19 protein-coding genes and 1 pseudogene are annotated in these 20,853 nt (G+C 63.6%); 10 read left to right on the top strand and 10 right to left on the bottom strand.

Annotated elements, in window-relative coordinates; translation table 11 throughout:
• Window positions 1-57 precede the first annotated feature (57 nt).
• Window positions 58-237, bottom strand: a complete 180-nt coding sequence (locus tag HV744_RS38235) for a hypothetical protein (protein ID WP_175149570.1) — start codon at window positions 235-237, stop codon at window positions 58-60.
• Between the two features lie 100 nt (window positions 238-337).
• Between HV744_RS38235 and HV744_RS37975 the strand changes: the two genes are divergently transcribed.
• Together HV744_RS37975 and sap1 are read left to right on the top strand one after the other, a co-directional pair.
• A complete protein-coding gene (locus HV744_RS37975) occupies window positions 338-742 on the top strand; it encodes a GNAT family N-acetyltransferase (protein WP_281363636.1) in 405 nt (134 codons plus the stop codon).
• Window positions 743-1,193: 451 nt separating this feature from the next.
• Window positions 1,194-1,532, top strand: a complete 339-nt coding sequence (gene sap1 / locus HV744_RS10345) for a surface attachment protein Sap1 (RefSeq protein WP_175149417.1) — start codon at window positions 1,194-1,196, stop codon at window positions 1,530-1,532.
• A gap of 264 nt (window positions 1,533-1,796) precedes the next feature.
• Here the strand turns inward: sap1 and HV744_RS10340 are convergent, their stop codons facing one another.
• The 4 genes from HV744_RS10340 to HV744_RS10325 all read right to left on the bottom strand — a co-directional run bounded on the left by HV744_RS10340 (window position 1,797) and on the right by HV744_RS10325 (window position 7,301).
• Window positions 1,797-3,530, bottom strand: a complete 1,734-nt coding sequence (locus HV744_RS10340) for an IlvD/Edd family dehydratase (RefSeq protein WP_175149416.1) — start codon at window positions 3,528-3,530, stop codon at window positions 1,797-1,799.
• Window positions 3,531-3,570: 40 nt separating this feature from the next.
• Complete coding sequence (gene araH, locus HV744_RS10335) at window positions 3,571-4,575, bottom strand: L-arabinose ABC transporter permease AraH (protein ID WP_175149569.1); 1,005 nt, start codon at window positions 4,573-4,575, stop codon at window positions 3,571-3,573.
• A gap of 69 nt (window positions 4,576-4,644) precedes the next feature.
• Complete coding sequence (gene araG / locus HV744_RS10330; protein WP_175149415.1) at window positions 4,645-6,207, bottom strand: L-arabinose ABC transporter ATP-binding protein AraG; 1,563 nt, start codon at window positions 6,205-6,207, stop codon at window positions 4,645-4,647.
• A gap of 89 nt (window positions 6,208-6,296) precedes the next feature.
• Window positions 6,297-7,301, bottom strand: coding sequence for an arabinose ABC transporter substrate-binding protein (locus tag HV744_RS10325; RefSeq protein ID WP_175149414.1), 1,005 nt, complete (start codon window positions 7,299-7,301; stop codon window positions 6,297-6,299).
• Between the two features lie 506 nt (window positions 7,302-7,807).
• Between HV744_RS10325 and HV744_RS10320 the strand changes: the two genes are divergently transcribed.
• Both HV744_RS10320 and HV744_RS10315 read left to right on the top strand, forming a co-directional pair.
• Window positions 7,808-8,785 carry a LysR family transcriptional regulator gene (locus HV744_RS10320; protein WP_175149413.1) on the top strand — a complete coding sequence of 326 codons (978 nt, stop codon included), beginning with the start codon at window positions 7,808-7,810 and terminating at the stop codon, window positions 8,783-8,785.
• Window positions 8,786-8,925: 140 nt separating this feature from the next.
• Window positions 8,926-9,480 carry a YaeQ family protein gene (locus HV744_RS10315; RefSeq protein WP_175149412.1) on the top strand — a complete coding sequence of 185 codons (555 nt, stop codon included), beginning with the start codon at window positions 8,926-8,928 and terminating at the stop codon, window positions 9,478-9,480.
• A 61-nt stretch (window positions 9,481-9,541) separates the two neighbouring features.
• Here HV744_RS10315 and HV744_RS10310 read toward each other — a convergent pair whose 3' ends face one another.
• The gene (locus tag HV744_RS10310) at window positions 9,542-9,967 is read right to left on the bottom strand and encodes a VOC family protein (protein ID WP_175149411.1); all 426 of its coding nucleotides are present in this window, start codon (window positions 9,965-9,967) and stop codon (window positions 9,542-9,544) included.
• A 400-nt stretch (window positions 9,968-10,367) separates the two neighbouring features.
• Here HV744_RS10310 and ada point away from each other — a divergent pair, with 400 nt between their 5' ends.
• The 4 genes from ada to HV744_RS10290 all read left to right on the top strand — a co-directional run bounded on the left by ada (window position 10,368) and on the right by HV744_RS10290 (window position 15,085).
• Entirely contained in the window at window positions 10,368-11,558 is a 1,191-nt protein-coding gene (ada, locus tag HV744_RS10305; RefSeq protein WP_175149410.1) for a bifunctional DNA-binding transcriptional regulator/O6-methylguanine-DNA methyltransferase Ada, read from the top strand.
• Window positions 11,555-12,472 (top strand): DNA-3-methyladenine glycosylase family protein, encoded by a 918-nt coding sequence (locus HV744_RS10300; RefSeq protein WP_175149409.1) that lies wholly within the window; start codon window positions 11,555-11,557, stop codon window positions 12,470-12,472. The genes ada and HV744_RS10300 overlap by 4 nt, the downstream gene beginning before the upstream one ends.
• Window positions 12,473-12,749: 277 nt before the next feature.
• Window positions 12,750-14,366, top strand: a complete 1,617-nt coding sequence (gshA, locus tag HV744_RS10295) for a glutamate--cysteine ligase (protein WP_175149408.1) — start codon at window positions 12,750-12,752, stop codon at window positions 14,364-14,366.
• Between the two features lie 212 nt (window positions 14,367-14,578).
• The gene (locus tag HV744_RS10290) at window positions 14,579-15,085 is read left to right on the top strand and encodes a hypothetical protein (protein ID WP_175149568.1); all 507 of its coding nucleotides are present in this window, start codon (window positions 14,579-14,581) and stop codon (window positions 15,083-15,085) included.
• Window positions 15,086-15,170: 85 nt separating this feature from the next.
• On the opposite strand, the gene HV744_RS10285 is transcribed toward HV744_RS10290, so the two are convergent.
• The gene (locus HV744_RS10285; RefSeq protein WP_175149407.1) at window positions 15,171-16,733 is read right to left on the bottom strand and encodes a DHA2 family efflux MFS transporter permease subunit; all 1,563 of its coding nucleotides are present in this window, start codon (window positions 16,731-16,733) and stop codon (window positions 15,171-15,173) included.
• Between the two features lie 135 nt (window positions 16,734-16,868).
• Window positions 16,869-17,411, bottom strand: coding sequence for a MarR family winged helix-turn-helix transcriptional regulator (locus HV744_RS10280; protein ID WP_175149406.1), 543 nt, complete (start codon window positions 17,409-17,411; stop codon window positions 16,869-16,871).
• A 249-nt stretch (window positions 17,412-17,660) separates the two neighbouring features.
• Between HV744_RS10280 and HV744_RS10275 the strand changes: the two genes are divergently transcribed.
• Both HV744_RS10275 and HV744_RS10270 read left to right on the top strand, forming a co-directional pair.
• Window positions 17,661-18,032: a hypothetical protein gene (locus HV744_RS10275; RefSeq protein WP_175149405.1), complete on the top strand. Its 372-nt coding sequence runs from the start codon at window positions 17,661-17,663 to the stop codon at window positions 18,030-18,032.
• A 210-nt stretch (window positions 18,033-18,242) separates the two neighbouring features.
• Window positions 18,243-19,811 (top strand): efflux transporter outer membrane subunit, encoded by a 1,569-nt coding sequence (locus HV744_RS10270; RefSeq protein WP_175149404.1) that lies wholly within the window; start codon window positions 18,243-18,245, stop codon window positions 19,809-19,811.
• Window positions 19,812-19,929: 118 nt separating this feature from the next.
• On the opposite strand, the gene HV744_RS10265 is transcribed toward HV744_RS10270, so the two are convergent.
• Together HV744_RS10265 and HV744_RS37215 are read right to left on the bottom strand one after the other, a co-directional pair.
• A complete protein-coding gene (locus HV744_RS10265; protein WP_175149403.1) occupies window positions 19,930-20,709 on the bottom strand; it encodes a type II secretion system protein N in 780 nt (259 codons plus the stop codon).
• A gap of 22 nt (window positions 20,710-20,731) precedes the next feature.
• A pseudogene (locus HV744_RS37215) lies at window positions 20,732-20,853 on the bottom strand (type II secretion system protein M); the annotation flags it as partial.

The raw sequence follows: 20,853 nt of genomic DNA, 5'->3' as shown, positions 1-20,853 counted from the left end.
AAGCCGTTTCGCACAGCGCAGCACACAGGAGCAGCGGCGGCAAGCAGACGCGGCGTTTCAGAGATGGTGCCGAGAACGGCGCAGCGGATGCCGCCAGTCGATCCGCCGATGTCTCAGATGCACGGGCCGCATGTCGTGCAGTTGGCGATGTTCCTGCCACAATTCGTCCGAGAAAAGAAACGCGACGATGAGCAGCGGAATGACCAGAAAAGCGCCCAATATCAAATGCTCGATCACGGTGGCCTCCGATCGCAGGAGCATGAATTCATTGTAGAGCACCGCACGTGCCCATAAGGTGCCGCGCCGCTCATAAACGCGCGGCAGCCCACCTTCGACAATGCGATGCCTCTGCCCGCGCCGGCCCGCATGCCGCCGCCGCTTTCCGCAGGTGTTTTGCACGCTTTTTGCAGTCGCGCGCTACATTGGAGCGAAACGTTGCAAGAACTCCATTCACGGCGTCCTGACTAACCGGAACACGCATGCGCGCCGACGGGAGGCGCGCATCGCAACCGTCGCGACACAACTCGCGATCGAGTATGCGTTTTCGGTACTGAACCTGCGCAAGATTTATCTGATCGTCGACAAGTCGAATACCGCTGCGATTCACATCTATGAGAAATGCGGCTTCAGGCATGAAGCCGAGCTGATCGAGGAATTTTTCGGCAACGGCCGGTATCACAATGCGTTGCGCATGCGCATGTTCCAGTCGGAGTTCTTCAACGCCGGCGAGCGCGCCGAGTGAGCGCGCAATCCGCGTCGGGAGGCTGCGCGGCTTCGCCTGGGCGGGTCGGCAGCTTGCCTGGCATTGTTAATCTTCTGCACGTACACCGTTATTTCGTATTTCTGATTGAGTCGGCCGAATGACTTTGTGTGCAATGCACAAAATGCGCGTTCATTTTTATTAGTATGCTTAATTGGCACTGCGCGTTTACGCCAATACGTGCCGGAAGGCTTTACTGGTGAAAGCGGCGTGCTCTGCTTGTCTTTTAGTTATCCGTTTCAACGTCACCTGTTTAAGCCGCTGTTCAAGGTTTAAGCAACTGCGACGACCGGTGCGACAATTCGCCGCTGTTGCGACCGCACACAAGATGTGCTTGTCGTTCTCTTGCGTTCTTCTAAAGTGCGAGTTGCGGGTTCGACGTTAAAGTTAAATACATAGCTAACCTGAGTATTAACCCGCACCGGAGGAAAATATGAAATCGCGAATCGCCCTTGTTTTCGCCATTGCGGGTTTGGCTGCCGCGACTGTTCAGGCGCAAGACGTCGTGATCAAGCCGCAGCAAACCATCCAGTTCAAGGCCAATGCGTACGGCTGCCTGTCGAAGGATAAACTCGACGCCGCCGACCAGCACGCGCAAGCCGGTGAGCAGCAAAAGATGCAGGAATTCTTCTCCGGATATCAATGCGTGTCGACGCCGCAGAACTCGAATTTCCGGGTCGTGCGCGTGGTCGGACACGATGTCGAATTCGTGAATTCCGGCAATAGCGATACGCAAGGCCTTTGGGCGAACGACCGGTTTATCAAGCAATAAGCTGAACGCTGACAATCCGGCGACACGCCGGATTGCGATTTTGCACGTGCAAAGCGTCCGGAAATTAAAAGCCGGAGGCTGCGAACCTGTGAGTTAAAAAAACGGCTGGGCATGCAATGCCCAGCCGTTTTTTATTATCCACGCGCGCTCGCGGCACTTTGAATTTGAAGCAGGTAGAAAAAAGCCGATGCGGATTATCGAACCGCATCGGCAGTACGCCTTCTCGCAAAGCGCAGGAACAATCGTTACCCCGTCACACGTCGATCAATGCGAATCGCGCGGCACCAGCGCGCCGCTCGATCCGACCAGGAAGTCGAGATCCGCGCCCTGATCCGCTTGCAGCACGTGTTCGACGTACAGCTTGTAGTAACCGCGTTTGGGCGGCTCCGGCGCCTGCCACGCGGCGCGCCGGCGCGCGAGCTCGGCGTCGCTCACGTCCAGATGCAGGCGGCGCGCCGCGACGTCCAGCTCGATCACGTCACCGGTTTGCACGAACGCGAGCGGGCCGCCCGCGGCCGCTTCGGGCGACACGTGCAGCACCACCGCGCCATAGGCCGTACCGCTCATGCGGCCGTCGGAAATCCGCACCATGTCCGTGATGCCCTTTTGCAGCACCTTTTTCGGCAGCGGCATGTTGCCGACTTCCGCAAAGCCCGGATAGCCCTTCGGCCCCGCGCCCTTGAGCACCATGATGCAGTGCTCGTCGATGTCGAGCGACTCGTCGTCGATCTTCGCGTGCAGTTCCTCGATGTTCTCGAACACGACCGCGCGGCCGCGATGCTTGAGCAAGGCCTCCGTGGCCGCGGAAGGCTTGATCACCGCGCCATTCGGCGCGAGGTTGCCCTTGAGAACCGCAATGCCCGCCTTCGGCTTGAACGGTTCGGCGAACGTCGTGATGACCTTCTCGTCGTGATTCGGCGCGTTGCGCACGTTGTCCCAGATCGTCTTGCCGTTCACGGTCAGCGCATCGCGATGCAGCAGGCCCTGCTCGCCGAGCTGCTTCAACACCGCCGGCAAACCGCCCGCGTAATAAAAGTCTTCCATCAGATATTCACCTGACGGTTGCAGATTCACGAGACACGGCACGTTCGACCCGAGCTCCCAATCCTCCAGCGACAATTCCACGCCGATGCGTTTGGCCAGCGCGATCAGATGCACCACCGCATTGGTCGAACCGCCGATCGCCGCATTCGTGCGAATCGCGTTTTCAAACGCGTGGCGTGTGAGGATTTTGTCCATCGTCAGATCCTCGCGGACCATGTCGACGATGCGCCGGCCCGCGAGATGCGCGAGCACCTGGCGGCGGGCATCGACGGCGGGAATCGCCGCGTTGTGCGGCAGGCCCATGCCGAGCGATTCGACCATCGAGGCCATCGTCGACGCCGTGCCCATCGTCATGCAGTGACCGCGCGAGCGGTTCATGCACGATTCGGCTTCGGTGAATTCCTCCTGCGTCATCGCACCGGCGCGCACCTCCTCCGACATCTGCCAGACTCCCGTGCCCGAGCCGATCTGCTTGCCGCGAAACCGGCCGTTGAGCATCGGGCCGCCCGACACCGCGAGCGACGGCAGATTGCACGAGGCCGCGCCCATCAGCAGCGCGGGCGTGGTCTTGTCGCAGCCGACCAGCAGGATCACGCCGTCCATCGGATTGCCGCGAATCGATTCCTCGACGTCCATCGACGCGAGGTTGCGAAACATCATCGCGGTAGGCCGCAAATTGGTCTCGCCGAGCGACATCACCGGAAACTCGAGCGGCAAGCCGCCCGCTTCATGCACGCCCTTTTTCACGTACTCCGCCAGCTCGCGGAAGTGCGCGTTGCACGGCGTCAGTTCGGACCACGTATTGCAGATTCCGATCACCGGCCGGCCGTCGAATTCGTCGTGCGGAATGCCCTGGTTTTTCATCCACGACCGATGGATAAAACCGTCGCGGTCCTTGAGGCCGAACCACGCCTGACTGCGCAGCGGCTTTTTGGTCTGGTTCGAATCGGCCATGAAATCTCCCTGTGGGCACACCCATCAAGCAGGACTTGCGTCAGTGCACGCGCTTGCTGCGGCGGAACTGATCGAACAGCACCGCCAGCAGCAGAATCCCGCCGCGAATCAGGTACTGGTAGAAGGTCGGCACGTTCATCAGGCTCATTGCGTCCTGCACCGAGCCCATGATCAGCACGCCGACCAGCACGCCGGAAATCGTCGCGACTCCGCCCGTCAGCGAGACGCCGCCGAGCACGCACGCCGAAATCACGCCGAGTTCGAGCCCGACCGACGTTTTCGGGTCGCCGAGACTCATGCGCGACGCCAGCATCACGCCCGCGAAGCCGGTCACGAGTCCTTGCAATACGAACACTGTGATCTTGATCCGCGTTACCGGCAAGCCCGCCAGCACGGCCGCCTCGCTGTTGCCGCCGACGGCCAGCACGTTCTTGCCGAACACGGTTTTCTTCAGCAGGAAGCCGAACAGCACGAAGCCGACGATGTTGCTCCAGATCGGATACGAAATGCCGAGGAACGAGCCGCCGCCGAGGTCGAAGAAACGCTCTTCGGAGATCATCACGGCGTCGCCGTTCGACGTGATGAACGCGAGGCCGCGCACGACTTCCATCATCGCGAGCGTGACGATCAGCGAGTTGATCTTGTAGCGCGCCACCAGCACGCCGTTGAAGAGGCCGACCGCGCCACCCGCGAGCACGCCGGCCGCGACGCCGAGCAGCACGCTATGCGTCGCGGTGATCAGCGTGGACGCCACCACGCCGGCAAACGCGACGATCGATGCCACCGACAGATCCACTTCACCGAGCGCGAGAACGAACATCATCGTCACGGAGATCGAACCGATCAGCGTGACGGAGAGCAGCAAGCCCTGGATATTGCGCGAGCTGAGAAAGTCGGGAACGGTGAACGACAAGGCCGCGAACAGAATGATGAACACCATCACGATGCCGGACTTGTTGATCAGGTCCCAGCTGCGCGCGGCGCGCGCGCTCAAGCCCGCGGAGGCGACGGCTGGGGTCGAGGAGTCGGTTGAAGGTGTGTTCATCATGTCTGTTCCGTTTCAATGGCGCGATTCAGTGGCTTGCCTGGGTCGAGTCGAGTGAGTGGGGCGCCGTCAGCGCGGCAGCGCGAGCTTGATCAGCGCATCGGGCGTGGCCTGCGCCTTCGGCAGATCGCCGACGATGCGGCCTTCCTTCATCACGATCACGCGATCCGCGACGCCGATCACTTCGGCCAGGTCGCTCGACACGACGATGACCGTGCGGCCCGCTTCGGCGAGCCCATACAACAGTCCGTAAATCTCGCTGCGCGCGCCGACGTCGATACCGCGCGTGGGTTCATCCATCAGAAACACATCGATGTCTTCGGCGAGCCAGCGCGACAGAATCACCTTCTGCTGATTGCCGCCGGACAGTGTGCCGATCGGCGTCTCGCCGTTGCGCGTCTTGATCGCGAGCTTGCCGATGAACTCCTTGGCGGTCTGCGCTTCCTTGCGGCCGTTGAGCACGTGGAAGCGGCTGAAATGGCGGCGGCAACTGATGTTCAGGTTGTCCGATACCGACGCGATCGAGACGATGCCTTCCTGCTTGCGATCTTCCGGACACAGCGCGACGCCTGCGCGCACGGCGTCGCGCGGCGACGCGAAGCGCACGCGCTCGCCTTTTAGCGTGATCTCGCCGGCGGCCGGTTTGACCGCGCCGTAGATCAGCTTCATCAACTCGGAACGGCCTGCGCCGACGAGCCCGAAGAAGCCGACAATCTCGCCCTTGCGCGCCACGAACGAAGCCGGTTCGCGCAAGCCGGATCCCATCAGGCCTTTGACGTCGAGCTGCACATCGCCGAGTTCGCGCGAACGATAGCCGTACACGTCGGCGATCGAGCGGCCCACCATGCAGCTGATCAGCCGATCGCGATCGAGTCCTTCGCCGGCTTCGAACGTGTCGATGCGGCGGCCGTCGCGAAACACCGTTACGCGGTCGCACAGCTCGTACACTTCGTCCATCCGGTGCGTGACGTAGATGATCGCGCGGCCTTCAGCCTTCAACGCGCGGATGATCCGGAACAGTTGCGTGGTCTCGCGCGACGACAGCGAACTGGTCGGTTCGTCAAAGGCAATCACACGCGCGTCGCGCATCAGCGCCTTGCCGATCTCGATCATCTGCCGCTGGCCGATCGACAGATTCTTCACCTGCTGCGACGGATCGATCTTCTCGCCGAGCCGTTCCAGCTCACGCACGGCACGCGCGACCAGTGACTTTTCGTCCAGTACACCGAATCGATTGGGCAAGGCGCCGAGCATCAGGTTTTCCGCCACGGTCAGCTCCGGCACCAGATGCAGCTCCTGATAGATGATCGCGACACCCGCCGCGATGGCCGCCTTCGTCGTGGTGAACTGCTGGACGACGCCGCCAAGCGACAGGGTGCCCGCTGCGGGCTGGTTCACGCCGGACAGCACCTTCAGCAGCGTCGATTTGCCGGCGCCGTTTTCGCCCATCAAGCCATGCACTTCGCCGCGCCACACTTTGAGCGACACCTGGTCGAGCGCGAGCACGCCGGGAAAGCGCACGGTGATGCCGTCGAGTTGCAGATACGGCTCGGCGGCGGCGGATGCAGGCGAGGGCGCTTGCGCCGACAGCGCCGCTGCGTCGCTGTGGGACTCGGTGGGTAAGGACGTCATCGAAAAACCTCAAACGGGTGGACAACTGCGCGGGCCGATCTCGCGTGAGCGAGATGCGGCCCGCAAAAACATGCGGACTCGAATCGCGCTTAAATGCCGAGTTCTTTACGCACGTCCTGCCAGTTGCTGCGCACCATCAGCTTGCCGGTGGTTTGCGTGTCGGCCGGTGGCTGCTTGCCGTCCTTGATCCACTCGATGAGGTTCTCCGTGCTCTCCTTGCCGTGGTTGGTCGAGCTCACGGCGATCGTGCCGTAGAAGCCGGTCGGTTCCTTCTTCTGGAATTCGGCAAAGGCTTCGCCCGCGCCGTTGATGCCGACGCCGATCACATCCACCGCCGGAATATGCAGCTGCTCGGTCGCGCGTACGCCGCCCAGCACGCTTTCCTCGTTGAGCGCGAAGATCACCCACTTCTTGATGTTCGGATGCTGCGCAAGCACCGGCGACGACGCGTTGAAACCGCCTTCGTCATCGGTCGTCTTTTGCGGCGCGTCGTAGATGTTTTCCTTCTTGAAGCCGCCGGCCAACAGCGATTGCGTCGCGCCGTCGGTGCGCAGTTTCGCGGTCGGCAGTTCGTAGTTCGTGATGCGCAGCGCGCCGACTTCTTCGGGCTTCCAGCCGCGGCGCTTCATTTCATCGGTGATCGCCTGGCCGACCTGATTGCCGATCTTGAACGCCGACATGCCCAGATGCGGCACGTTCGCCAGCGGCTTGCCGGTGGAGTCGACCAGTTGATCGTCGACGGTGACGAACTTCATGTTGTAGCGCTTCGCACGCGCCTGAATCGCCGGTCCGAGCCGCACGTCGGGTGCGCAGATCACGAAGCCCTTGGCGCCTTGTGCGCCGAGGTTGTCGATCGCGGCCAACACTTTTTCGCCGTCCGGCGTGCCGATGTTGACGACCGAGAAGCCGTCCTTCTGACCGAGTGCGGTCGCGGCTTTCTGTTCGTTGATGAACCACGCCTGCTCCGGCATCTTCACGAGGAAGCCGACTTTGAGCGGCTGGTCCGCATGCGCGGACAGTTGCGCGGCAAACGGCGCGGCGAGGGCGGCGGCGGCCATCGCGGTGAGGGTCAAACGGCGAAGCTTGCTGGTCATGCCTGTCTCCTGAGGTTGAAAAGCTGCATTGATGTCGTTGGTTTGCAGCGGGGCAACGCGCGGCTGCGTCAGCCGGGGCGCGAATGAAGGTTGGGCGGCGCGGCGCATCGCGCTGCTGCGCGATGAGCGGCACGGTGCGCGGCGAAACACGTGACACGCATCGCGATCAACCCGCCACGTAGGCCGTTTTCACGGCCGTCCAGAAGGCTGCGTCGGTCGTGCCGTAGGCGGACGCCTTGCGGCCGCCGCCGGACGCCATTGATGTAATGGCGAAACGGGCTGGCAACGAGCGGGACGAGCGGATCGCGGTTCATCGACGGAAGGGCGCCACAAAGGGAAGCGTGGAAAGTCCACGAATGGTATGAGGCACCCCAATAACTTTCCAATCCCTTTTTAAGCCATCCCGATATCAGTTTCGGTATGGCATGATGGAGCCCTGAGTGGCCAAACCGCACGGCAACGCGGCTTCAGGCCGCTCACCGAAAAACAAGGTTGGGAGACAAGCGATGACGCGTAGCTACTCGAACTGGTTCGTCCGTGCGCGGCTCAAGACGCGCCAGTTACTGCTGCTCGCGGCGATGGAGGAGGAGGGCAACGTCCGGCGGGCCGCCGACGTGCTCGGCATGACGCAGCCCGCCGCGTCGCGTCTGCTGAAAGAGTTGGAGGACATGCTGGAGGTCAGCTTGTTCGACCGGACGCCGCACGGCATGCACGCCACGCTGTACGGGGAGGTGATGATCCGGCATGCGCGCATGGTGCTGTCGAATCTGAGCCACGCGCACGACGAAATCTCGGCGTTGCGCTCGGGCCTCGCGGGCCAGGTGCGCATCGGCGTGATCGCCGCAGCCGCCGCGACGATGGTGCCGCGTGCGATTGCCAGCGTGAAGGAACGTTATCCACAGTTGCAGATCTGGGCAGAGGTGGAAACCTCCGACGTGATGCTGCCGCGGCTCGCCGAAGGCGAACTCGACATCATGATCGGCCGGGTGCTGGAGCGGCAGAACCAGCTCAAAGCCGAAGTCCGCTACGAGCCGCTCGCCGACGAACCGCTCTGCGTGGTCGCGCGGCCCGGCCATCCTCTCGAAAATGAAACCGGTTTGACGCTGCGCGGGATCGTCAATGCGAGCTGGGTTTTGCATCCGCCGGGCAGCGTGCTGCGCCATCGCTTCGATCTGATGTTTTCGCAAATCGGGCTGAATCCACCGCAAAACGTGGTCAATACCAACAATTTTCTGGCGATTTCGAGCTTGCTGCTCCAAAGCGACATGTTGGCGGTTTTACCCGACGATGTGGCGCGTCAATACCAACAGTACGGCGTTCTGAAGCGCGTCCCGATCGATTTGCCGTGCCGGATGGATACATTCGGTATCATCACGCGCCAGTCGCATCTGCTTTCACCGGCGGCCGTCGTGGTGCTCGACGCCTTGCGGGAAGCTGCCGGCGAGGTCTACGGCGCGGCTTTCGAGCCGGCAGTGGCGCGATAAATGCGTCTCCCGTTGGCATAGCCGCCGGCTGACGGCGCGGGAGAAATGCGATGTACAACAAGCACGGAAAACGGCAACGCGCCGTCGACGATTCTTTTTCTGTTCGCTCCGCTGGAGCGAGCGCCTGGTTTAGCAACGGCATGGCTCTCAAATCGACGATTTACAAGGCGGAACTGCAGATCGCCAACATGGACCGGCACTACTACGCCGACCATTCGCTGACGATCGCCCGCCATCCCTCGGAAACCGACGAACGGATGATGGTCCGCGTCGCGGCGTTCGCGCTGTTCGCGCAGGAACGCCTCGAATTCTGCAAAGGTTTGTCGGATGTGGACGAACCGGATCTGTGGCAGAAGGATCTCACCGGCGCGGTCGAAACCTGGATCGAGGTCGGCCAGCCGGACGAACGGCGCATCGCCAAGGCGAGCGGCCGCTCGAACGAAGTGATCGTGATCGCCTACGGCGGCCGCACGTCGGACATCTGGTGGCAAGGCGTGCGCAACAAGGTGGAACGCATGCGCAACGTGACGGTGTGGACGCTCGGCGAAGACGTCGCGGCGGCGCTCGGCTCGCTCGCCGAACGCACGATGCGCCTGCAATGCACGGTGCAGGACGGCGAAGCCTGGCTCGGCAGCGCCGAAGCCGATGCGGTGAAAATCGAGTGGACGGTGCTGAAAGCGCCCGCCAACGCCTGACGCTTTTTTGACGCTTACTTGACGCAGAGTTCGCGATTAGCTCGACGCTAACGCTTGGCGTCTAAAGCGAAGTGACTCGCGCCGCTTCCGGCGGCCCCTTGAGCTCGACCATATTGCCCTCCGGATCGAACAGATACAGCGACTGCCCAAAACCGTCCGCGCCGTAGCGCAACGCCTGTTCGCCCAGCCGCGCGCCGTGCCCGGCCAGATGCGTCTTGAGCGCGTCGGCGTCGAACGATTCGACGCGCAAACACAGGTGATCCATGTTCCGCCCCGTGCCCGGCACGCCGTTTTCGGCATGGTCGAGCTTCGCGCCGACCTGCAACAGGTCGATCAGCGAGCGCCCCGCGCGCAATTGCGTCAGGCCCAGATCGCGCTGCTCCTTTTCGACGCTGCACCCGAGCACGTCGCAATAAAAGCGCGCCATGGCCTCGACGTTTGTCGCCCGGATGACGACGTGATCAATTTCGCGAATGTGGATTTTCATGTCGAACGCCCCTTGGCTGGTTCGCAGAACGGATGATTAGCCAGTGTAGGAGAAAAGGCGGCGCTGCGAGTGCGGGCCGTGAAACCACCAGAAAGGGCTGGATCAGGAATAGATAGGCGAAAAAAAGCCCGCTCTATGTGGAGCGGGCTGAATCCATATCAGGAGGAGACATGGAGGAGACAGGTACTAATATACACATCGGGTTGATGCGACGCAATAACTTTTTAAGGGAAAACCCGATATCAGGCCAAATTGTCGCAGTTTGTGGCAAAACGACTGCCTGGCGGCGGTTTCCACCCCTACGAACAAGCGCAATGACAGAGCAAGAACCGGGGCGTAGGGTGTGGGCATACGGCCTAAATTGGTGAACATCGACATCGCCCGCCTATCGGGACCCATCATGAACCGCAATACCGATCCTGACGACATCAGCACCGCCCCAGAGACCGTCAACTGGACTTCCGACGACGAACGCTGGGCCGCCGTCACGCGCCGCGAGCCGCGGGCCGACGGCGCATTCTTCTACGCGGTCAAAACGACCGGCGTGTTCTGCCGCCCGTCGTGCGCATCGCGCCAGCCGCGTCGCGAGAACGTCGCATTCTTCACCGACGCCGCCGCCGCGCGCGCCGCGGGCTTTCGCGATTGCAAGCGATGCCAGCCCGGCGGCCTGCCGCGCGAGCTGGAGATCGTGAACCGTGCATGCGCCGCGCTGGACGCCGACCCGCAACAGCGCCTCACGCTCGCGCAATTGAGCGACGCGGTGCACGTGAGCCCGTTTCACCTTCAGCGTCTGTTCAAGCGCGTCGTCGGCGTGTCGCCGCGGCAATATCAGGCCGCGCAGCGGGGTGCCGCATTGCGCGATGCGCTGCAGAGCGGGGCGGACGTCACGCGCGCCACGCTCGATGCCGGCTTCGGCTCGCCCTCGCGGATGTACGACAGTGCGCCGGCCGAACTGGGCATGGCGCCGTCCGCGTACCGCCGCAAGGGCGCGGGGCTGGTCGTGCGCTATGCCAGCGCGCCGACCTCGCTTGGCTTCGTGCTGGTCGCGGCCACGGACAAAGGCATCTGCAAGATCGGTTTCGGCGACGACGACGCCTTGCTGATCGACGAATTGCGCGGCGAGTTTGCCAATGCGGAGCTGTTGGAAGATTCCCAACAACTCGCCCCGTTCATCGCACAGATCGACGCCTATCTGCGCGGCACCCGTCAGGACTTCGACCTGCCCCTGGACATCGCCGCGACCGCGTTCCGGCAGCGCGTGTGGGACGCGCTGCGGCGCATTCCCTACGGCGAGACGCGCAGCTATTCGCAGATCGCCGAAGCCGTCGGCTCGCCGCGCGCGGTGCGCGCGGTGGCGACCGCCTGCGCGACGAATCCGGTGGCGCTGGCGATTCCTTGCCATCGGGTCGTACAAAAGGGCGGGGCATTGGCCGGATATCGCTGGGGGCTGCCGCGCAAGGCCGCACTGCTCGATAACGAGGCGCAGCATGCCGGCCATGCTTCGCTCGACCAACCCGCCCGCAAAAAAATGGCCTTTGCCGGCACCGACTCAAACTCAGCAACCGCTGCCAAACTGGACCATGCCGCGTGAGCACGCTTGACGATGTCGCAACCCTCGAATTGCCGTTCAAACCACCCTTCGACTGGCCGCGCCTGCTGCGCTTTTTCGGCGGACGCGCGACGCCCGGCGTCGAAGCGGTGGAAGACGGCGCGTACCGCCGCGCGATCGATTGGGCCGGCGCCAGTGGCACGCTAAGCGTGCGCCCGCACCCGCGCAAACGCTGCATTGTCGCGAGTATCGAAGGACCGGTAAGCCGGCACGCGGACGCGCTCGCCGTGCCGATTGCGAAGATGTTCGACGTGCACGCCGATCCGAAAAAGATCGGCGCCGAACTCGCCGCGGACCCGTGGCTTGCACCGCTCGTCGAAGCCGCACCCGGCCTGCGCGTGCCGGGTGCATGGTCGGGCTTCGAGCTGGTGGTGCGCGCGATCGTCGGCCAGCAGGTCAGCGTGAAGGCGGCGACCACCATCATCGGACGGGTGGTGCAGCGCGCCGGCGAACGCATCGACGGGCATCCGCATGAGAACACCGCATGGCGCTTTCCGACACCCGCCGCGCTGGCCGCGGTCGACCTCGCGCAGATCGGCATGCCGGGCAAACGCGTAGCGGCGTTGCAGGGCTTCGCGCATGCGGTCGCGACCGGCGACGTGCCGCTCGACAGCAGCGTCGTCGACGCAACCAGCCTGCGCGCGGCGTTGCTTGCGCTGCCCGGCATCGGCCCCTGGACCGTCGAGTATGTCGCGATGCGTGCATGGCGCGACGCCGACGCGTGGCCCGCATGGGACCTCGTGCTGATGCAGTCGATCTGCGCGCGCGATCCCTCGCTCGTGCGGCCCACCCAGCAACGCACGCGCACCGACGCGTGGCGGCCTTGGCGCGCGTATGCGGCCATGCATCTGTGGAACGAGGTGGCGGACCGCGCTGGCGCCGCGCGCGGCGGCTGAGGTCGCGCGTGGGTCGGGAAGACGCGGATCGGGTACCAGCCGCGTAACGGGTAGAGGGTAGAGGGGCGGAGCGACGCACCGCATGGCAGACGGATTCGTCCTGAAAACAGGCGGGATCGGCGGCTCGGATAGCCCGCCGAAGCGGCCTCAAGCAGCCGCCGTGGCGAGATGTTAAAGTGCCCGCTACTGAAAATCCCGCCGAACGTTGTCAACCGCGCAGTGCTGCTCGCGAGCAGCGAGGCGGCACATGGCGGCCGACAACGCCCGACTCGCATCAATGCCAAACACGACACCTCCCCGCACGACCGACGCGTTCCTGCACCGCCTGTCCGTGCTGACTTCAGGGCCGCAGCGCGACGCGCTGACGCGCGGCCTGCGCGGCATCGAAAGGGAAAGCCTGCGCGTCACGCACGACGGCCAGCTCGCGTTGACCCCGCATCCGCGCGCGCTCGGTTCGGCGCTCACGCATCCGTCGCTGACCACCGACTATTCCGAAGCGCTGCTGGAACTGATCACGCCAGCTGAGCACGACGTCGCGGTCACGCTCGAGAAGCTCGACACGCTGCATCGCTTTGTCTACGCGGAACTCGGCGACGAGATCCTGTGGAACAACTCGATGCCCGGCCTGCTGCCCGACACCGACGACGGCATTCCGATCGCGCATTACGGCACCTCGAACATCGGCAAACTGAAGTACGTGTACCGCATTGGGCTCGCGCTGCGCTACGGCCGCACGATGCAGTGCATCGCAGGCATCCACTACAACTATTCGCTGAACGAAGAAGTGTGGCGGCGGCTGCATGCCGACCAGCAATCCACCGCGAACGCCGTCGATTTCCAGTCGGAACGTTACCTCGCACTAATCCGAAATTTCCGTCGTACGAACTGGCTGCTGATGTATCTGTTCGGCGCGTCGCCGGCGCTGGATCGCCGTTTTCTCCGCGATCGCAAACACACGCTGGAAACCTTCGACGCCGACACGCTGTACCGTCCGTACGCGACCAGCCTGCGCATGAGCGACCTCGGCTATTCGAACACCACGGCGCAAGCCGCGCTGCATGCCGACTACGACACGCTGCCGGGCTATCTCGACGCGCTCGCGAAGGCCGTGAGCCAACCGTATCCGGCCTATGAGCAGATCGGCACGCAACGCGACGGCGAGTGGGTGCAGATCAACACCAACGTGCTGCAGATCGAAAACGAGTTCTACTCGACAATTCGTCCAAAGCGCGTCACATATCCGGGCGAGCGTCCGCTGCATGCGCTGGCCGCACGTGGCGTGCAATACGTCGAAGTGCGCTGCATGGATATCGATCCGTTCGAGCCGAGCGGGATCTCGCTGGAGACGTCGCGCTTTCTCGACGCCTACCTGCTGGTCTGCGCGCTCGACGACAGCGCGCTGCTGCCGCCGGACGCCTGCGCCGAAGCGAATCAGAATTTTGGTCGCGTGACGATGGAAGGCCGCAAGCCCAGCCTCGAACTGACGCGCGACGGGCAGCCGGTCGCGATGCTGGACTGGGCCAATGAACTGATGAGCAAGATCGACGCGACAGCAGCGGCACTCGACGCGTTGCGGGGCAGCGATGAGCATGCGCGCGCGGTGGCGGTTCAACGCGCGAAGCTCGCGGATGTATCGCTGACGCCGTCGGCGCGCGTGCTGCAAACGATGCGCGACAAGCAGCAGAGCTTCCTTGCGTTCGGCCTCGAGCAAAGCGACGCGCACGCCGCGTATTTCCGTTCGCGTCCGCTGGATGCCGCGCAGATTCAGGCGTTCGCCGAACTCGCCACGCAGTCGCTGGCTGAGCAGGCGAAACTCGAACGCGAAGAAGTCGGCTCGTTCGACGCATTCGTCGCGGCTTATCGCGCATACACGTTGAATCGCTTTAGCGTCTGAACAGCGCGCACAGTGATGTGACGAAGAAAGCGGCCCGCGTGGCCGCTTTTTTCTTATGCGCAGGTAACGTCGACGTAGCGCGTTGCTGAACCGCGAACACGATCGGCAAATTCTCCGCGCGTTCTGACGATTCTCTGATCCAGATGAAACACCGCACCGACGCCGCGGTCCAAACTGACATGACACGCTCCAGAACAGGAGGTATCAACGTGATGAACAAAGGTCTGTTGGCGGCGCTGTGTTTAGGTTTAGCCGCGACGGGGTGTTCGACGCAAGGGCAGGTCGATCCGGACGTCATGCAGATCGCGACAACGCCGTTGACGTGCTCGAACAAGCCCGAATGCGACGTGTGGTGGCAACGAGCGCAAACATGGGTGTCGAGCCATTCGACATACAAGATTGAAGCCGCGACCGACACGCTGATCCAGACCGCCGGCCCGGATGGCGGCAAGCGCGCGCTGGCGTTTCAGATCACGCGCACCGCGAACCCCGACGGCACAGCGACCATTGGCTTTGCCGCGCATTGCGACGACGCGCTGGGCTGCAAGCCGAACCCTTGGCAGGCGGGCGCCGACTTCAAGCAATACGTGCGAGGCAATCCAACCAACGCTCCGCAAAGTGGCGTGAAACCATCGCAATCCGCGCCCACGGCAACGCATCCTGATGCTGCGCAGGGACAATCGATCCCGGCAACGAACGGCGAAGCAATGACGCAGTAGCAGACGGAGACGCGCGTGGAGATGCAAAGCGATTGCATCGACGCGTCTCCGCTCGCAGCCTAACGATCGATCTCAGAGATCAACCTCAATGCCCTAACGAAGGCCCAGCACCTTTGCGCGGCTTGGTAATCCAGACCAATACCGCAAGGACCAGAAACGCTGCGCAAGAAATGCGGAAGAAATCGTTGGTAGCCATCATATAGGCTTGAGAGGTGACCACCTGATTCAACTGTGCGGTCACGCCATCGCCGGACAGGCCGATCCCCGCCAGCGCGTTGGTATAGGCATTGGTGTTCGACGAATACACGTTCACCGAATCGGTCAGCATCGCGTGATGGTAGATCGTGTCGTTCTCCCAGAACGTCGTGCTGATCGCCGTGCCGATCGCCCCTGATAACGTGCGGAAGAAGTTGGACAAACCGGATGCACTGGCGAGCCGATCGTCCGGCACGCTCGACAGCGTGATGGTGGTCATCGGCACGAAGAAACAGGCCACGCCGATACCTTGCACGAGGCGCGGCCAGATCACGTGGTTGAACGGCACGTCGAGCGTAAACGTCGAGTTCCAGAACGACACGAACGCGAACACGATGAACGCAAAGCTCGCCACCATGCGCAGGTTCAGCCGGTGCATGTTCTTGCCGATCAGCGGCGACAGGAACAGCGCGAGCAGGCCGACCGGCGCGGTCGCCAGACCGGCTAGCCCGGCGGTGTAGCCCATCACGGTTTGCAGCCACAGCGGGAAGATCACCACCGACCCGAAGAAGGCCATGAACCCGAACGAAATGATCAGCACGCCGAGCGCGAAGTTGCGGTCCTTGAACAGCGAGAGATCGACGACGGGCTCTTTCTCCGTCATCTCCCACACCAGCAGGAAGGCGATCGACACCACCGCGATCACCGCCAGCGACACGATGAACGTCGAGTTGAACCAGTCGCGGTCCTTGCCGAGGTCGAGCATCATCTGCAGACACGACACGCCGATCACGAGCAGCGCGAGGCCGACGGCATCGATGCGTTGCCGGGTGGTCTTCGTCTCACGGCCACGCAGCAGCAGGTACGCGCACACCGCCGAGAACAGCCCGATCGGCACGTTGATATAGAAGATCCACGGCCACGTGAAGTTGTCGGTGATGTAGCCGCCCATCACGGGTCCGAAGATCGGCGCGCAAATCACGGTCATCGCCCAGAGGCCCAGCGCGAGCCCGCGCTTCTCCGTCGGATAGGAGCGCATCAGGATGGTCTGCGAGAGCGGGACCATCGGCCCGGAGACCAGCCCTTGCACGAGCCGGAATGCGATCAGCGATTCGAAGTTGTGCGCGAAGCCGCACAGCGCCGACGCTAGCGTGAAGAGCAGCACGGACAGCGTGAACAGGCGCACTTCGCCGACGCGCCGCGCGAGCCAGCCTGTCAGCGGCACGGCGATCGCCGAAGCAACCGAATACGACGAGATGACCCAGGTACCCTGGCTGGTCGCCACGCCGAGACTGCCGGAAATGGTCGGCACCGCGACGTTCGCAATCGAGGTGTCGAGCACTTCCATGAAAGTGCCGAGCGCGAGACCGACGGTAAGCAGGGCCAGCGCACCGCCTTTGAGCGGCGCGGGTTCGGCGGCGGGCAAGGCAGCGGCAGGAGCCGTGGCGTCCATATGTTCTTCTCCTCAGCCGGGAAAGCTTGTCACGGCAGCTTTATCACGCCCAGCAAACGGCGTGCTTACATGCCGGATCATCCTCTGCCCCGACAGATATCTGAAAGCAATGGCGCTTTCGAAAGCGCCTCCTGGTTACTGGCCGCCGTGTTCCGGTGGCGACTCTTCGGGTGATTCTCCCTGCGATCCCGCTTGCGGCCCCAACCCGCAACCCACGCTGGTTCCACCGTCCAGACCGTTCGCAATGAAGCGGCCGAGCAGGTCAATCAGCGTCGCATGCTCGTCGGCGGAAAAGCCGCGCAATTGCTCGTTCAGCACTGCCGCGCCCAGACTGGGCAATTGCCGCGCAGCTTGATGGCCTTGCGACGTCAACTCCAGCTTCACCATCCGGCGGTCGGCGTCACTGCGCGTGCGCACCACAAAGCCTTTCTTTTCAAGGCGATCGAGCAGGCGCGTCATCGATCCGCTGTCGTAGGACATCGCGCGCGACAGTTCGAACGGCGTGCTCGCGCGCCGCGACGACAACATCAGGATTACGCCGATCTGCTGCGCGGTCAGCCCCAGCGGCTTGACCGCGCGGTCTGTCCGCTCGACCAGCACATTCCGCGCTTTCGTCAGGTAGTAGCCGAGACTCGATGTGAGTTGAATCTCGTCTGCTTTGTAGGGGCCATCAGTCATTGTGTTTCCGGGACATCGACAAGCAGAACGGAGTTTAGCTGCCTAAGCAGGGAAGTCAAATCGCATTGCGCGTCCGCGAGCAAGCAGAAAAACAACACGGACGTTGTCCGCGGGGCAAAGTATCTTGAAATTTCATTGCATGGTCAATATTATTTCAGGCAACGAGTTACGCGCGACCCGCGCCACCCGAGACCATGTTCTGACCGATTGTCCGCACGCCACGAGCGATGTGCGAAAAGGATTCCCCCCATGCTGTACCTCAAAAACACGCTTGGCGGCCTGAGCCGCTCCCTGACCGATTCCGCGTTGAATAGCTTCCAAGGGCCGCATCGCTGGTGGAAACTGGCGTTGTTCGCCGGGCTGTTCGTGCTGCCCGGCGGATCGGTGGGCGTTGCGCTATTGGCGTGGGTCGAGCATCGGCGGGGAGGCAAGGGCAGCAAGAGCGGCAAGGCGGCAGGCGTGGAACTGCCCGCTGCGCCGGTCCAGACAGAAAGCGTCACGGCGACGGCGGCCAGTGCAGCGAGTTCAACTGACGCGTGCCAGGCGCGCGGCGATGCACCGTGCCGGGCGGCGGCTGGCAAACTGGCCCGGCAAACTACATCGACGGAATCGCGCGTTTAACGGCCTCGCGGTGTGACGTCGACCCCGCCCGGTAACAGCACGTAACCTTCGCGACACCCTCAGTAACACACCTGCGCGCATCCTCGCATTACCCTTTCAGTTTCCCGCGCTCAAGCGGGCTCATACGCTAACATTCCGGCAGACCAAGATCTCGCCCGGCCGACGGGTCCGGCATCGGCCGCATCGCGGCGTCCAGAAGGAATTCACTGCATGCAGTCCGATCGAATCTCGCGCGCGCGGCCGCTGATGCCTCGCGTCCTGACCATCGCGGTAACAGCGGCTCTCGCCACGCTGCTGGCCGCTTGCGTCGTCGGCCCCGACTACAAGCGGCCAGCCACCGAGATCCCCGCCTCGTTCAAGGAAGCCGCCCCTGGCTGGAAAGTCGCCGAACCGGCCGATCAGCAAGATCGCGGCGCCTGGTGGACCATTTACGAAGACCCGCAACTCAACGCGCTCGAAGACAAGCTGAACGCCGCGAACCAGACCATCGCCCAATTCGCCGCCAACTACCGGCAGGCGCGCGCGCTGGTCGGCGAGGCGCGGGCCGCGTATTTCCCGACCATCGACGCCTCGGCGGGCGCGACGCGCTCCGGCAATGGCAGCCAGACCGGCGGCAACGCGACCACCGCGACGAGCCGTGCCGGCATCAGCAACAGTTTCAACGTGCAACTCAACGCAAGCTGGGAGCCGGATCTGTGGGGTTCGGTCACCCGCTCGGTCAACGCGCAGAAAGCCGGCCAGCAGGGCGCGGCTGCCGATCTGGCCAACGCGCGGCTCTCCGCCCAGGCCACGCTCGCGCAGACCTACTTCTTGCTGCGCGCACTCGACTCCACCCAGAGACTGCTCGACGACACGGTCGCGGCTTATCAACGTTCGCTGCAACTCACGCAAAACCAGTACGCAGCGGGTGTCGCCGCGCGCTCGGACGTGATCCAGGCGCAAACGCAGTTGCAATCGGCGCAGGCGGCCGCGATCGACAACGGCATCCAGCGCGCCCAGGACGAACACGCGATCGCCGTGCTGATCGGCGTGCCGGCCTCGGTCTTCTCGCTGCCGCCGATGCCGCTCACCGCCACGCCGCCCGCCGTGCCCGCGCAAATGCCGTCCGCGCTGCTCGAACGGCGTCCGGACATCGCGTCGGCGGAACGCAAGGCCGCGGCGGCGAACGAGCAGATCGGCGTGGCGATCGCCGCGTTCTTCCCGTCGCTGACGCTGTCGGCCACCGGTGGCTTCGAAAATTCGGTGTTCTCACAATTGCTGACCTTGCCGTCGCGCTTCTGGACACTCGGCCCGCAACTCGCGGGCACGCTGTTCGACGCCGGTCTGCGCAAAGCTCAGACCGAAGCCGCCCGCGCCACGTACGACGCGGACGTCGCGGCTTACCGCCAAACGGTGCTGACCGCGTTCCAGGACGTCGAGGACAACCTCGCGTCGCAGCGTATTCTCGAACAGGAGATCGTCGTGCAACGGCAAGCGGTCGAATCGGCTCGTCAGGCGCTCGCCATCGTCACGAACGAATACAAGGCGGGCACGGTCGGCTTCGTCAACGTGCTGACCGCGCAGACCACGGCGTTCATCGCGGAGCAGAAGCTCGAGAGCATTGCGGGGCAACGGATGGTGTCGTCGGTGGGTCTCGTGAAGGCGCTGGGCGGCGGCTGGGACGTGTCGCAGATGAATCGCGAAACGGGCGACGTGGCTGCGCCGGCGCCGCTGCCGGCAGCGTCGGCGGTGCCGGTCGCGCAAGGTGGCGGCGCCCCGCAGCAGACTCAGAGCAAATAAGCGCCGCGCGACTCGTCGACGCAAAGCTAAAGAGGCATGGCCGCGAAATGCGGCCATGCCTCTTCTTTATCGCACCAACGCATACCGACCTACGCCACCGCGTCGGCCCTTCGCGTCGTTAGTGCGCGAACGTCAACGTCACCGTATCCGGTCCGCTTGGCCGGCCCAGCAGATTCAGCAAGCCCGCGAGATTGTCGCGCGCCTCGGGCGCGGCGCTGGCCGTGCCCTGAAACGACGTCGACGCGGCCGATACCGTGCCGTTGCCGGTCAGCATCAGCGGGCCCTTGAGGGTCGTCAGATCGAGCGTGGACGACGCGCCCTGCGCCTGAAACGTCACCCGGTACGAGCCGAGCGGCTTGACCAGCGAAATCCGCGAACTGACGTCGTTCAGGGTCACGGTCAGTTGTCCGAACGCTTCCCGGTTGAAGCTGCGCCAGTCGGACCACGAGAGCTGCACATTGCCCTGCAGATCGAGCGTATTGAAGGGCGCGCCCAGCCCGCTTAGCAGCGAAGCCGGCACGGCGATCGTGCCGGGCGTGACAGTCGCGCTGCGCGGCGTGGCATCGACCGTGATCGGGTCGGGCATCGCCTCGCTGTGCCGCATGATCATGCGCACACGGCCGGTGAACAGCGGCCAGAACGCCGTGCGCCATTCGATCCGTCCAGGCAGCAGCGTCGCCGCGCTCATATCGGAGCCGGCGGCCAGCATCAGCGTGGCCGAGCCGTGCCAGAGCGAGCCGGCCGGGTCAACCAGATTGACGTGGCCATGCGTTTGCCGCGCGAACTGCGGTGTGATCCACGCGGCCGGCAACAACGCGAGCATCACAACCGCGGCGGACAACGCCGCGACCACCAGCCAGGGCAGCGCGGCGCGCAGGCGCCGCATCCAGTAACTCATGCGAAACCCCGTGACGACGCGCTCATTTCGCGGTCGCCGGCTGCAGCGACGCCGTCAGATCCACCTGGCCGTCGTCCTTGAGCGCGGTGACATGCGCCTCGGCGATCTGCACCTTGAACTGCCTGCGCGCATCGTCGACCCAGG

This window comes from Paraburkholderia ultramafica, assembly GCF_902859915.1.
GTDB lineage: Bacteria > Pseudomonadota > Gammaproteobacteria > Burkholderiales > Burkholderiaceae > Paraburkholderia > Paraburkholderia ultramafica.
Note: the sequence above shows the minus strand (reverse complement) of the source record. Positions and strands in the feature narration are given on the sequence as shown.